This window comes from Streptosporangium sp. NBC_01810, assembly GCF_035917355.1.
GTDB lineage: Bacteria > Actinomycetota > Actinomycetes > Streptosporangiales > Streptosporangiaceae > Streptosporangium.
In genome coordinates, this window is the sequence record NZ_CP109070.1 from 7,072,679 (window position 1) to 7,086,040 (window position 13,362).

At 69.6% G+C, this 13,362-nt stretch carries 15 protein-coding genes; 8 read left to right on the top strand and 7 right to left on the bottom strand.

All coding sequences use genetic code 11. The features are described from left to right. The first annotated feature begins 133 nt into the window (after positions 1-133). Positions 134-817 (top strand): hypothetical protein, encoded by a 684-nt coding sequence (locus tag OIE13_RS31950; RefSeq protein WP_326645940.1) that lies wholly within the window; start codon positions 134-136, stop codon positions 815-817. Positions 818-838: 21 nt separating this feature from the next. On the opposite strand, the gene disA is transcribed toward OIE13_RS31950, so the two are convergent. The 5 genes from disA to OIE13_RS31975 form a co-directional block, all read right to left on the bottom strand. After that, a complete protein-coding gene (gene disA, locus OIE13_RS31955; protein ID WP_326646927.1) occupies positions 839-1,915 on the bottom strand; it encodes a DNA integrity scanning diadenylate cyclase DisA in 1,077 nt (358 codons plus the stop codon). A 134-nt stretch (positions 1,916-2,049) separates the two neighbouring features. Then, complete coding sequence (radA, locus tag OIE13_RS31960) at positions 2,050-3,453, bottom strand: DNA repair protein RadA (protein ID WP_326645939.1); 1,404 nt, start codon at positions 3,451-3,453, stop codon at positions 2,050-2,052. A 91-nt stretch (positions 3,454-3,544) separates the two neighbouring features. Further along, complete coding sequence (gene trxA, locus OIE13_RS31965) at positions 3,545-3,859, bottom strand: thioredoxin (RefSeq protein WP_326645938.1); 315 nt, start codon at positions 3,857-3,859, stop codon at positions 3,545-3,547. Next, positions 3,856-4,236, bottom strand: a complete 381-nt coding sequence (locus OIE13_RS31970; protein WP_326645937.1) for a MerR family transcriptional regulator — start codon at positions 4,234-4,236, stop codon at positions 3,856-3,858. The genes trxA and OIE13_RS31970 overlap by 4 nt, the downstream gene beginning before the upstream one ends. A gap of 113 nt (positions 4,237-4,349) precedes the next feature. Next, positions 4,350-5,048, bottom strand: coding sequence for a class I SAM-dependent methyltransferase (locus OIE13_RS31975; protein WP_326645936.1), 699 nt, complete (start codon positions 5,046-5,048; stop codon positions 4,350-4,352). Between the two features lie 12 nt (positions 5,049-5,060). On the opposite strand from OIE13_RS31975, the gene OIE13_RS31980 reads away from it, so the two are divergent. From OIE13_RS31980 to OIE13_RS32010, 7 genes are all read left to right on the top strand, one after another. Next, positions 5,061-5,228 carry a hypothetical protein gene (locus tag OIE13_RS31980; RefSeq protein ID WP_326829159.1) on the top strand — a complete coding sequence of 56 codons (168 nt, stop codon included), beginning with the start codon at positions 5,061-5,063 and terminating at the stop codon, positions 5,226-5,228. Positions 5,229-5,369: 141 nt separating this feature from the next. Then, positions 5,370-6,179: a sugar phosphate isomerase/epimerase family protein gene (locus OIE13_RS31985; protein WP_326645935.1), complete on the top strand. Its 810-nt coding sequence runs from the start codon at positions 5,370-5,372 to the stop codon at positions 6,177-6,179. Positions 6,180-6,190: 11 nt separating this feature from the next. After that, the gene (locus tag OIE13_RS31990; protein WP_326645934.1) at positions 6,191-6,820 is read left to right on the top strand and encodes a TetR/AcrR family transcriptional regulator; all 630 of its coding nucleotides are present in this window, start codon (positions 6,191-6,193) and stop codon (positions 6,818-6,820) included. 178 nt (positions 6,821-6,998) lie between these two features. Further along, on the top strand, positions 6,999-9,149 hold the full coding sequence (locus OIE13_RS31995; RefSeq protein ID WP_326645933.1) for a heterodisulfide reductase-related iron-sulfur binding cluster: 2,151 nt from the start codon (positions 6,999-7,001) through the stop codon (positions 9,147-9,149). Positions 9,150-9,318: 169 nt separating this feature from the next. Next, entirely contained in the window at positions 9,319-10,113 is a 795-nt protein-coding gene (locus OIE13_RS32000) for a hypothetical protein (protein ID WP_326646926.1), read from the top strand. Then, positions 10,110-11,186: a glycosyltransferase gene (locus OIE13_RS32005; protein WP_326645932.1), complete on the top strand. Its 1,077-nt coding sequence runs from the start codon at positions 10,110-10,112 to the stop codon at positions 11,184-11,186. The genes OIE13_RS32000 and OIE13_RS32005 overlap by 4 nt, the downstream gene beginning before the upstream one ends. An 18-nt stretch (positions 11,187-11,204) precedes the next feature. Continuing rightward, positions 11,205-11,486, top strand: coding sequence for a metal-sensitive transcriptional regulator (locus OIE13_RS32010; protein ID WP_030905552.1), 282 nt, complete (start codon positions 11,205-11,207; stop codon positions 11,484-11,486). Positions 11,487-11,572: 86 nt separating this feature from the next. Here the strand turns inward: OIE13_RS32010 and OIE13_RS32015 are convergent, their stop codons facing one another. Together OIE13_RS32015 and OIE13_RS32020 are read right to left on the bottom strand one after the other, a co-directional pair. Then, positions 11,573-11,791 (bottom strand): hypothetical protein, encoded by a 219-nt coding sequence (locus OIE13_RS32015; RefSeq protein WP_326645931.1) that lies wholly within the window; start codon positions 11,789-11,791, stop codon positions 11,573-11,575. Positions 11,792-11,969: 178 nt separating this feature from the next. Then, complete coding sequence (locus OIE13_RS32020) at positions 11,970-13,304, bottom strand: hypothetical protein (RefSeq protein WP_326829160.1); 1,335 nt, start codon at positions 13,302-13,304, stop codon at positions 11,970-11,972. Between the last annotated feature and the right edge of the window lie 58 nt (positions 13,305-13,362).

The window sequence follows — 13,362 nt, forward strand, 5'->3', positions numbered from 1 at the left end:
CAGGCCCCCTCGACCCGCCTTCACCCGCCTTCACCCGCCTTCATCCGTCTTCTGCCGATGATCGATGGCCGAAACGTGGACGGGAGCGGCGGGTCTCCCCCTGCGGCTCGCAAGCACTAACCATACTGTCTGTATGGATCCCGACACGTTCCGTAGCGATATCGGAGCTGACATCTACTGGCGGCGCCGGATGGCCGCGCTCGTCGGTGTGCTCGTGGTGGTCGCCGTCGTGGCGTGGGCCTGCTCGTCGACGAGCAGGCCGCAGGACGCCCGGGAGGCCAGGGAGGAAGGCACCTCGGCCGCGCGGAAGGACGCGCCGGACCCGCTGCTGGCCATCCTGCCGACCATGACGGTCATCCCCTCGCCGCCCGCGAGCCCGACCCCGGAGCCGCGGGAGAGCAAGGCGGCCCCCAGGCCCCGGAGACCTGGTGAGCCCTGCGCCTCCCCGCAGCTCGTGCTGAGCATGGAGGGGCAGGGGACGGTCTACCCGCCGGGCATCCGGCCCCGGTTCATCCTCACCCTCGTCAATGTCGGCAAGGTGATGTGCACCACGGACGTGGGGCCGCGCACCATGGAGGTGCGCATCACCTCCGGTGACGACCGTGTGTGGTCGTCCTCCGACTGCGTCAGCGGCGAGACCGAGAACGTCCGCAAGCTCGACCGGGGCATCCCCTACGTCCGGGAACTGGTGTGGGACCGCCGCAGGTCCGGGAACGACTGCTCCGTCGACCGCACCGCCGCGCGTCCCGGCACCTACGTCGCGGTGGTCCACGCCCCCGGCCTGAGGAGCCGCAAGGCCGTCTTCCACCTCCGGTAGGAGGATCGGGGTGGGGGTTTCCTACACGTAGCGTTCGAGGATGGACGACTCGGCCAGCCGGGACAGGCCCTCGCGGATGTGGCGGGCCCTGGCCTCGCCCACCCCGCCCACCTCCTGGAGGTCGCCGATGCTGGCGGCCAGGAGCTTCTGCAGGCTGGCGAACTGGTCGACGAGGCGCTCGACCACGGTGCCCGGCAGGCGCGGGACCTTGGCCAGCAGGCGGTAGCCCCTGGGGCTCACGGGTGTCTCCAGGGCGTCGTTGCCCGAGTGGCCGAGGATCTGGGCGACGACCGAGAGGTCGAGCAGGTCGGTGGAGGAGAGCTGGTCGAGCTCGTGCAGTGCCTCGGCGAACTTGCGCGGGCGGCGGCCCGTCGCGGGCAGGTAGTCGCGCACGATCAGCTCGAGGTCGCTCTCCGTGCCGGCCACCAGCTCGTCCAGCTGCAGCGAGAGCAACCGGCCGTCGGTACCGAGCTCGACCACGTAGCCCGCGATCTCCTCGGAGATGCGCCTGACCATCTCCAGCCGCTGGGCGACCACCGCGATGTCGCGGACCGTCACCAGATCCTCGATCTCCAGCGCCGAGAGCGTGCCGGAGACCTCGTCCAGGCGGAGCTTGTAGCGCTCCAGCGTGGCGAGGGCCTGGTTGGACTTGGACAGGATGACCGCCGACTCCTCCAGCACGTAGCGGATGCCGTCGAGATAGAGGGCGATGATCCGCATGGACTTGCTGAGGGAGATGACCGGAAAGGAGGTTTGAAGGGCCACACGCTGGGCGGTGCGGTGCCGGGTGCCCGACTCGTCGGTGGGCAGGGACGGATCGGGCATCAGGTGCACGGCCGCGCGCACGATCCGCAGGTCGCCGGAGTTGAGGACGATGGCGCCGTCCATCTTGGCCAGCTCGCGCAGCCGTGTCGCGGAGAACTCGACGTCCAGCTCGAACCCGCCGCTGCAGATCTCCTCGACGGTGCTGTCGTATCCCAGCACGATCAGACCGCCCGTGTGCCCTCGCAGGATGCGCTCCAGGCCGTCGCGCAGGGCGGTGCCCGGTGCGACCGCGGCCAGGATGCCCCTGCGGCGTTCATCGAGCCCTTTGTACATTGCTGCCACATGACCCCCGTGGTCTGCGTATAACGCTCAGCCTACCGGCGAAGACCTCGCGCGGCCCGGAATCATCTGATGACCATGGGGCGCCCGAGGGCCGTGGGACGTCGCGCCGCCAGGAGCGTGACGCCTCAGGTGACGTGGGTGAGGGCATCCCAGACGTTCTCCGCCTCGACGACGTCGAAGCCGGGTGCGAAGGGTGCGCCGCGCCCGGCCACCGGAACCAGGGAGTGGTCACCGTTGCGTTTCTTGCCCACCTCGAGGGAGCCCGCGGGGACCAGTGCCCGGGTGAAGCCCAGCCGCGCGGCCTCCGACAGCCGGCGCCGCACGTCGCGCACCGGGCGCAGCTCCCCTGCCAGGCCCACCTCGCCGAGCACCACCAGGCCGGCGGGGAGTGCCTTGTCGCCGGCCGCGCTGGCGACCGCCAGCATCACCGACAGGTCGACCGCGGGATCGCTGAGCTTGATCCCGCCGACGGTCGCGGTGAAGACGTCGCACCCGCCCAGCTTGGCGTTGAGCCGCCGCTCCAGCACGGCCAGCACCATCGTCACCCGGTAGGTGTCGAGCCCCGAGGAGGAGCGGCGCGGCTGCTGGGCCTCGGTCCTGGCGACCAGTGCCTGGACCTCGGCAGGCAGTGGCCGGGTGCCCTCCAGGGTGACCGTGACGCACGTGCCGGGCACCGGGTCGGTGCGGTGCGAGACGAACAGGCCGCTGGCGTCGGCGATACCCTCGATGCCGCTCTCGTGCAGGTCGAAGCAGCCGACCTCGTCGACGGGGCCGTACCGGTTTTTGATCGCGCGGACCAGGCGGAGCCGGGAGTGCCGGTCGCCCTCGAAGTGGAGCACGACGTCGACGAGGTGCTCCAGCGTGCGGGGGCCGGCGATCGAGCCCTCCTTGGTGACGTGGCCGACCAGCACGGTGGCCATGCCTCGCTCCTTGGCCAGCCGCACCAGATTTCCCGCGACCTCCCTGACCTGGGTCACCCCGCCGGGCACGCCGGTCGCCTGGGCCGAGCCGATCGTCTGCACGGAGTCGACGATGAGCAGGTCGGGCCGGACCTTCTCGACGTGCGAGACCAGCGCGCCCAACTCGGTCTCCGCGGCCAGGTAGAGGAGGTCCTGGATGGCGCCGATCCGGTCGGCCCTGATCCGCACCTGGGCGGCCGACTCCTCGCCCGTGATGTAGAGGACGGTCTGCTGCCGGGCGATCTTGGCCGCCGCCTCCAGCAGGAGGGTGGACTTGCCGATGCCGGGCTCACCGGCCAGCAGCACGACGGCTCCGGGCACCAGGCCGCCGCCGAGGACCCGGTCGAGCTCGGGCACCCCGGTGCCACGCGCGTGCGCCACCTCGGCCTTGACCTGGCCGATCGGCACCGCCGGCGCCGACACCGCCCCGGCGGAGGCCACCCGCGCGCCCGCGGGCGCCGTCTCCTCCTCGACCGTTCCCCAGGCCTGGCACTCGCCGCAGCGCCCCACCCACTTGGCCGTCTGCCACCCGCACTCGGCACAGCGGTAGCCACCAGCCTTCTTCGCCATGGCCGCACGTTACCCGGAGGAGCCGACAACTTTCACCCGGTACGGCGGCCGCACCGGGTGAAGGTCGCCGGAAGAGGCGCCAGGCGGCACGTCAGATGTGGCCTTCGAGGTCGGCCAGGAGCAGGCGCTTGGGCTTGGCACCCTTGATCTGCCGCACCACCTCGCCGTTCTTGTAGAGGTTGAGCGTCGGCAGGCCGAGGACGCCGTACCTCGCGGCGATCTCGGGGTGGTCGTCGGCGTTGAGCTTGGCGATCGTGAGGCGGTCGCCGTACTCGGCCTCGATCTCCGCCAGGACCGGCGCGATCATCTTGCACGGTCCGCACCACTCGGCCCAGAAGTCGACCAGGACAGGCTTGTCGCTCCGCAGCACCTGCTCGTCGAAGTTCTCGCCGGTCAGTGTGATCATGGTTTTCCCACTTTCCTCAGTACGCATCCTGGGCAGGCGGTGGTCAGCTGCGCCGCCACCTCCGCCCTCCGGGTGAGCAGCGTGCGGATCTCGTCGTCGATCTCCGCCAGCTTGCGCTGGTAGACGGCCACGGACTCCGGGCACGACCCCCCGGAATCGTGGCCGGCCCGCAGGCAGGCCACGAACGGGCGGGCGTCCTCCAGGGTGAAGCCGACGGCGAGCAGTGACCGGATCTCGGAGACGAGCCGCAGATCGGTCTCCCCGTACTCCCGGTAGCCGTTGGCCGAGCGCCGGGCCGTGATCAGCCCCTGCTGCTCGTAGTAGCGCAGTGCCCGGGTGCTGACACCCGCCCGCCGCGCCAGCTCGCCGATCCGCATCCGGACCTCCTCATGGCCCGACGATAAACCTTGACATCAACGTCAAGGTCAAGCCGGTGTCCCGTTGTTCCCCGCTCGCCCGCGCGGGGCCGGCCGGCATCCGCGGGCGAGGCTCAGAACCGCCTCCAGCGCAGCAGGTTGGGGTAGGCGATCTCCAGGCCTGGGGTCTCGGCGATGGCGAGGTCGGCGACCGCGGGGGTGAACTCGATGCGGAGCACCGCCTCCAGATCGGCGCGGCGCTCGAAGGACATGCGCAGGTCGAGTTTCTCCACCTGCCAGCCCTGGCGGTTCCAGAAGTTCTCGACGGCCCTGGCCGAGTACGCGGGGATGGACTGGCTGAACCAGCGGCCGAAGGCGCCGCGGGTGGTGTCGATGTCGATCACGAAGGCCGCGCCGCCGCGCCGCATCACCCGGGAGAGCTCGGCCAGGCCGGGCTCGCAGCCGGGGCCGAAGAAGTAGGCCCAGCGGGCGACGGCCACGTCCACGGAGGCGTCGGGCACCGGGAGGGCCTGGGCGGTGGCGGCGTGGACCTCGACGTTCCGCAGGGCGTGGCAGCGGCGCCCGGCCAGCCGTACGAGGTCCTCGTGGGGTTCGACGCCGATCACGCGGGCGGCGGTGGCGGCCATGGCCGGCAGGTGATAGCCGGTACCGCAGCCGATGTCGAGGACCGTCGCCCCTGTCCACGACCTGACGGCCGCCATCGCGGCCTCGGCGCGTCCCTCGGGATCCACCGCCCGGTTCTCCAGCTCGTAGGTCTGGGGCGTGTTCCAGATGTTGGGGCTGGGGATGACGCCCCTGGCGAACCTCGGCATGTCCTTACCGTAATGACTCCTCCGCTCCCCGAGGAGAGCGGCTTCCCGTCTCCTCCGGCCGAGGTGGGCGTCGGTCAGGCCCCGGCCGGTTCGAACTCGGCCGGCTTCCGGGGCGGCCCCGGAGGTCCCGTCGGCTTCCGGGGCGGCCCCGGAGGTCCCGTCGCCGAACATGAGGTGTGATCTCGGTCGTGTCGGTGGTGGCGGACAGCACTGCTCGCCGGACCCGCTTAGGCTGGCAAAGGTGAGCGACATGAGCGAGCGGGCCGGTATGCCCAACGGTGTTCGCCAGGGTGTGCTCCGAGCCGGAGACGAGGAAGCGGTATGAGCGTCCGTGTATCCAGCGCGAAGATCGCGCTGTCCACCGCGTCGGTTTATCCCGAACGCACCCCTGACGCCTTCGAGTTGGCCGCACGTCTGGGATACGACGGTGTGGAGATCATGGTGGGCGCAGACCCCGTGAGCCAGGACATCGACGTCCTGGAGCGCCTGTCGGACCATTACCAACTGCCGATCCTGGCCATCCACGCGCCGTGTCTGCTGGTGACGCAGCGGGTGTGGGGCAAGGACCCGTGGGCGAAGCTCCAGCGGGCGCAGCGCGCCGCCGAGCGGGTCGGTGCCAGGACCGTCGTGGTGCACCCACCGTTCCGCTGGCAGCGCGACTACGCGCGCGACTTCGAGCTCGGCCTTGCCAGGATGCGCGAGGAGACCGACGTGGTCTTCGCGGTGGAGAACATGTTCCCGCTGAAGGCCAGGGGCAATGAGGTGGTCCCCTACTCACCCGACTGGAATCCGGTCGACTACGACTTCCCGCAGGTCACGCTGGATCTTTCGCACACGGCCGTGTCCGGGTCCGACGCCATGGAGATGTTCACCAAGCTCGGCGACAGGCTTGCCCACCTGCACCTGGCCGACGGTGTGGGGATGGCGAACAAGGACGAGCACCTGGTTCCCGGGCGGGGTGGTCAGCCGTGCGCGCCGATCCTGGAGCGGATGGCGGGCAACGGCTACTCAGGGCTGGTCGTACTGGAGATCAACACGCGCAAGGCCGTCAGCCGCACCGAGCGGATCGACGATCTCGCCGAGGCGCTGGCCTTCGCCCGGCTGCACCTCGCCGCGTCCACCAACGTATGAGTGAGCCCGTCGTGAGCACGCCGCCCGCGAACCGGTCCTCCCGGGATGAGTCCGGAGCGGTCAGAAGGCGCCCGGGGCGCAGGCCGGGATCGGCCGACACCCGAGGGCAGATTCTCGCGGCGGCGCGCGAGACCTTCGCGGAGAAGGGGTTCGACAGGGCGACCATCCGGGGCATCGCCCGGCAGGCGGGGGTGGATCCGGCGCTGGTCCACCATTACTTCGCCGGCAAGGAGGGGATGTTCGTCGAGGCCATGGAGCTGCCGATCACCCCCGAGAGCGTCGTCTCGGCGGTCCTGGCGGGGCCGCGAGAGGAGGTCGGCGAGCGGCTGGCCCGGTTCATCCTGACCGTCACCTCGGATGCCGGGGCCCGCCAGCCGCTGCTGGCGCTGGTCCGCACCGCGATGACCAACGACCAGATGGTCGTCATGATCCGCGAGTTCATGACGCAGGCGCTGCTGGCCCGGGTCGCGGAGGTGCTGGGAGTCCCGCCGATCCGGATGGAGGCGGCCTTCGCGCAGCTGTTCGGCGTGGTCCTGGTGCGCTACGTGCTCAAGTTGGAGCCGCTGGCCTCGGTGGACGTCGAGGAGCTGGTCGAGCTGCTCGCACCCACGATCCAGCGCTATCTCGACGCGCCCGCCTAACCTCGACGGTATGTAGAGCATTGTTCTGGGAGCGGTGCCGGCCGTAGGGTGGCCGCGGTCGCCGTGAGCCTTCGGTTTGAAGTTAAGTTACCGATAAGTAGGATTTATGGAGACCCGTCGTCAGCGTGGATGACCGACAGTCGTACGCTGTCAGCCAACGTCGTCTGTGGGAGGACCCGTGCTCTGGGTAGCGATAATCGGGCTGGTCATGACAGCCGTGGCGCTCGCGCTTGCCGCGCGCCGCGTGTTGTTCTTGTACAAGCTCGCCACCATCGGGCCGGGCGCGCCCGAGCGCGTCGAGTACGCGAAGAACAACCTCGGCGAGGAGATCAAGGCTCAGCTGGTCGAGGTCTTCGGGCAGCGGAAGCTGCTGAAGTGGACCGCGTCGGGCGTCGCGCACTTCTTTGTCATGTGGGCGTTCTTCATCCTGGCGACCGTCTATCTGGAGGCGTACGGCTCGCTGATCCAGGGGGCCGTCACCGGGACCCCCGACTTCCACATCCCCCTCATCGGGACGTGGCCGATCCTGGGTTTCCTGCAGGACTTCATCGCGGTCGCGGCCCTGCTGGGACTCATCGCCTTCGCGACCATCAGGGTCAAGAACGCTCCGAAGAAGCTGGGCCGCAAGTCCCGCTTCTCCGGGTCGCACCTCGGCGGCGCCTGGCTCGTCCTCTTCATGATCTTCAATGTGATCTGGACGATGTTCCTCTTCCGTGGCGCGGCGGCCAACACCGGCAACCTGCCCTACGCCTCGGGGGCGTTCGCCTCCGACGCGACGGCCGCGCTGCTGCGGCCGCTGGGAGAGGCGGCCAACGAGGCGCTGGAGCACGTCGGCCTGCTCCTGCACATCGGCGTCATGCTGGTGTTCCTGGTGATCGTGGTGAACTCCAAGCACCTGCACATCTTCACCGCGCCGATGAACGTGGCCTTCTCCCGACGCCCGGACGGCAACGGCGCGGCCCAGCCGATGCGGATCGACGGCAAGATCGTCGACTTCGAGGACGAGGACCTCGACGGTGACAGGCTCGGCCGGGGCAAGATCGAGGACACCACCTGGAAGGGCTTCCTCGACTTCTACACCTGCACCGAGTGCGGCCGCTGCCAGTCGCAGTGCCCGGCGTGGAACACCGACAAGCCGCTGTCGCCGAAGATGCTGATCCTGGACCAGCGCGACCACGCCTTCAAGATCGCGCCGTACCTGATGGCCACCGAGGAGCAGCGCGCCGACCTGCACGAGGACGTGCTGGCCCTGCTGGAGAAGCCGCTGGTCGGCGAGGACGGTGTCATCCACCCCGACGTGCTGTGGTCCTGCACCAACTGTGGCGCCTGCGTCGAGCAGTGCCCGGTGGACATCGAGCACATCGACCACATCCTCGACATGCGCCGCTACCAGGTGATGGTGGAGTCCAACTTCCCCTCCGAGGCCGGCGTCATGGTCAAGAACCTGGAGAACAAGGGCAACCCGTGGGGGATGTCCGAGATGAAGCGGGCCGACTGGATCGAGGAGCTCGCGAGCCGCGAGGTCGACCCGATCGAGGTCCAGCTCATCGACGAGAAGATGCCCGAGGACACCGAGTACCTGTTCTGGGTCGGCTGCGCCGGCGCGCTGGAGGACCGGGCCAAGAAGACCACCAAGGCGGTCGCGGAGCTGCTGCACGTCGCGGGTGTCAAGTTCGCGGTGCTCGGCCCGATGGAGGCGTGCACCGGTGACCCGGCCCGCCGCCTGGGCATGGAGTTCCTCTTCGACATGCTGGCCAAGCAGAACATCGAGACGCTGAACGAGGCCGGGGTCAAGAAGATCGTCGCGACCTGCCCGCACTGTTTCAACACCCTCGCCAACGAATACCCGCAGCTGGGTGGCACCTACGAGGTGGTGCACCACACCCAGCTGCTGGCCAAGCTCGTGGACGAGGGCAAGCTGGTCCCGGTCACGCCGATCGAGGAGAAGATCACCTACCACGACCCGTGCTTCCTCGGCCGCCACAACAAGGTCTACTCCCAGCCACGCGACATCATGGCGAAGGTGCCCGGCGTGCGGACCCAGGAGATGCACCGTCACAAGGACCGCGGCTTCTGCTGCGGCGCGGGGGGCGCGCGGATGTGGATGGAGGAGCGGCTCGGAAAGCGGATCAACACCGAGCGCGTGGACGAGGCGCTGACGACGGACCCGGACACCATCTCCACGGCCTGCCCGTTCTGCCTGGTCATGCTCGGTGACTCGATCAACGAGAAGAAGAACACGGGCGAGGCCAGGGAGACGCTGGAGGTCGTCGACGTCTCCCAGCTGCTGATCAAGTCGATCAAGGGCCAGCCCGTCGAGGCTTCCTGACACCCGATGTCTGAACGTCAGGTGCGGCATTTTTTCGCATGCCGTACCTGACGTGCGGTCAAGTTATCGGGAAAAGGAAGTTAGGTCCGAAAACCTTCCTTTCACATAACGGTCAAATCACGGTAACCTCAACGTCGCGTAGCTCATTCAACGGGGAGGGGGCTTGACGATGCCTGTCGTCGTCAGCGATGCCGAGGTTACCCTGGCCGATGTTCTCTCACTTCGGCTGACCGTCGACGAGCCGCTGGCCGACGGCACCGAACTGGTCCTGCGCAACCGGGCCACCGCGGTCGAGAGCCGGGTGCCGCTGGGAGCGCCGGGCGTTCAGATACGCGAGGCGGCACTGGCGGTCTCGCTCGCCCCGCTGGCGCTGGGGCCCGGCCGCTGGGACACCTACCTGCAACAGGGTGCGGCGCGCACGCGGCTGCGCAGCGTCGACCCCGGGTTCTCCCTCGACCACCTGGACGCGTACGCGCTGAGCCGCCGCACGCTGGCCTACCGCGCCTACCGGACCCGTAACGGCTTCCTGGCCTTGAAGATCGACGACGCCCGGCCGACGGCGGAGGTCCGTTCCGTATGGTTTCGGGAGGGCCGCTTCGAGGTCACCGGGCTGCTGGCCTTCACCGGCCTCGACGACGACGAGGCCCGGCACGAGGCGCGGCTCGCCCTGCGCCGCAGCCGGCCCGACGCCGAGCTGACCTCCATTGCAACGGTCCAGGGCGTGCGCTTCCACGCCGCGCTCTCGCTCTGCGACGTGCTCGCCGCGGCTCCCGACCAGACCGGTACCTGGGAACCCTCACTGCGGGTGCGCGGCGTGGACACACCGCTCCGGCTGGGTTCCCGGCTGGATGACGTCGACGGCAAGCGCCGTCGTCTGCACTATCCCGCCGCGCAGATCGACGGGGTACCGATCCGACCCTGCTACACGGCGGACGACGAGCTCAGGATCGAGGTCGGCGGGTGAGGATCTGCCTGCTCGTCCCCTCCGTCTACGGCATGCGCGGTGACACTCGCTCGGTGGTCAACCTCGCGGGAGAGCTGGCAGCACGTCACGATGTCGAGATCCTCAGCGTCCGCCGCCAGCGGGAGAAGCCGTTCTTCCCGGTGGCGTCCGGGGTGAAGCTGTCCTGGGTGGTCGACGCCCAGCCGGGGGTGCGGCACCTGCTCCCGCGGGGCCAGATGCGCACCGAGGTCGCCCTCTGGCGGCGGCTGCGGGGCCTGAAGGCCGACGTGCTCATCAGCACCCGACCCGGCCTGAGCGTCCAGGTGGCCAGGCACGCGCCGCGTGGCGTCGTGCGGGTCGCCCGCGAGTGGGGCCGCCCGCCCGTGCCGGGGCCGATCAGGAAGCTCTATCCGCGCCTGGACGCGGTCGCCGCCGCCACCGAGACGAGCAGGCAGGAGTGGGACCGCCTGCTGGACGGGAACGTCGAGGTCGGCATGATCCCGGACGCGCTGCCCGCCGGGCCGTGGCCGCGCTCGCGGATGGACAACCGCATCGTCGCCGCAGGCGGGCGCCTGGTGCCGGCGAAGGCCCACGACCGGTTGATCCGCGCGTTCGCCGTCGTCGCGGGCAAGCGCCCCGACTGGCGGCTGCGCCTGTACGGCGGGGGTCCCGAGGAGAAGCGCCTGCGAGCCCTCGTCGGCGCCCTCGACCTGCACAACCACGTCTACTTCATGGGCACCACCTCCGACCTGACCGGTGAGTTCGCCAAGGCCTCGATCGTGGCGACCACCTCCAGGACGGAGATGCTCGGGATGACCGTGATCGAGGCGATGGCCAGCGGGGTGCCGGTGATCGCGTTCGACAGCCCGCGGGGAGCGGGCGAGTTCGTGGCCGACGGGCGGAGCGGGGTCCTGGTGGCCGAGGGGGAGGGCGAGATCGAGGCGTACGCGTCCGCGCTGCTCGCGCTCATCGACGACGAGCGGCGTCGGCGGGAGCTCGCGGCGGGGGCGCTGGAGGCCGCGGCGGCCCATGGGGCGGGTTCGGTGGCGGGCCGCTGGGAGAAACTGATCGCGGCTACATCCCGCTGCGCCTGACACGGGTACCGTTGGCACATGCATGGGTATAGCGGTGACAAACAGGCTTATCTGACCCGGTTACGGCGGATCGAGGGGCAGATCAGAGGTCTGCAGCGGATGGTCGAAGAGGACGCCTACTGCATTGACGTGCTGACCCAGGTGTCCGCCGCCACGCGGGCGCTCCAGGCGGTGGCACTCGGCCTGCTTGAGGATCACATCGGTCACTGCGTCGCCGACGCCATCAACATCGGGGGTCCGGAGGCGCAGGAGAAGGTCAAGGAGGCGTCGGCCGCGATCGCCCGTCTCGTCCGTTCGTGACTAGTCACTGACTATTTTTCCGACCACGTCCCGGACCCCGTTACGGGGTCCGGGACCGGGTCTTGAAAACGGTTCTTACCGTGGCTTCAGCAGACAGCCGAAGCACTCAACCCGAGCGCGTTGTCGAGCTCCACCAAGGTGAGGGGCCGTTCGCTGATGGCGACGGCGGACAGCACCTCGGCATAGAGCGCGATCTCGTCCAACGCGACACGGTCGTGGACTCTAGAGTCCAGGTCGTCGTGCCCCACCGCGTCGTCCTTCCTTCCGCAGCCCACACCCACTTCGAGGTTACGGCGGACGGTCATCGGTGCCCATGGCCCATCGGGACCATTCCTCGCCCCGCCCGGCACGCCCTCAAGGAGGATCATTTCCCGATTACGAGATCACAATTCAGCTAATTGTCTGATGCATAGGGGCCTAGAAGGATATAGGGAGAGTAAGGATGAAATAACTCTATTTGTGGTTTAAGCATACTGGCGTGTGTCAGAAGTGGCGGGGGTAGGTTCCCGATACTCCGGGGACGGGGTCGTCCCGCTCGTGTGTCAGCCGGTGCACGACCGCCGAGGCCGTCGCGAAACCGCGCTCGGGTATCTCGGTCCCGGTGAGACGGCACCACGCGAGCCCGGTGGCGTAGGCGGCGCCGAGCAGGGCCGCGGCCGAGGCCCGGTCAGGCGGGTGGAGCGCGGGAGGCAGCTCTCCCGAACGCGGCCAGCAGCCCCGCAGCGGGTGTGCGGCGTCGGTGAGCACCACGTGGAGGATGTGCCGCAGCTCGGGATCCAGCCACGGGTAGAGGCCGTCAGCCATTCTCGGCGCGCAGGCCGCCAGGTCGGCGGCGAGCAGTGAGGCGGCCACCGCCCGTGGATCGGCACCCATCGGGGCGAGGAACCCCAATGCCTGGACCAGGTCGTAGACCACGTGCTGGAAGTGGTCGCCGGGTGAGGTGTCGGGCAGCGTCATGTGGGGCGGGCAGCGCGAGATCCACGCGTGGCGTACCGCCTCGTCGCCGTGGTGGGCGGTGGCGGGATCCTGGCAGGCCCGGCGGAGCAGCGGTTCGATCATGGCCAGCAGGGCGCCGGCACGCGGCCCGAACCTCGGGTCGCCGCGTACCACGGCGGCGGTGTCGGCCATCAGCGCGACCAGCCGCAGGCCCGCCTCCGGATGCCCCGCCCTGACTCGCTCGCCGTACAGCGCGGCCAGCTCGCCCAGTGAGGTGGGCGGCAGCCAGCGGACCCACTCGTCACCGGGCAGCGGGCGGGCGAGGAACTCCCCGAACATCGACAGCAGCACCTCGTTGCCGTCGAAGGCGGGGGCGTAGGCGCACCACATGAGCGTTCCCCAGATCGCGGCGACCGGGCTGGCCACCTCCCCGGCGAAGAGCCGGGTGAACGGCTCGGTGAGCGGGAAGTCCTCCCTGCGCCTGCCTCGCTGGGCGATGACCAGTTCCCGGATCCGTTCGGTGATCTCGTAGGGCACGTCGGGACCGACGAACCCCTGGACCGACCCACGGTCGACGGCGAAGTCGGGGCCGGTCGGGATCAGATGCGGCAGGACCATCGAGGTGACCTGGATCACCTGCGCCGCGGTGCGGAAACCCCGGTCGGCGGGGGGCGCGGTCAGGTACCAGCGGCCGTCGGCGGGATCCTGGCGGTACCACCGGGCGTGGGCACCGAACAGCCAGTGCCCGCCGTCAGGGGTGGCCAGCGTGCGCTGGGCGATGGCCTGGGCTCGCGCGAGCGGCGGGAGTCCCGTCCACCGATGATCGGCGACCATGGTCCGCACGTCGCGCTCGATGGCGTCGAACCCATCCCACTGCCACATGCCGGTCATCGGTATTCCGGGGCCGGGGCCCCTGGCCTTCGCCACGGGCGGGATGCCC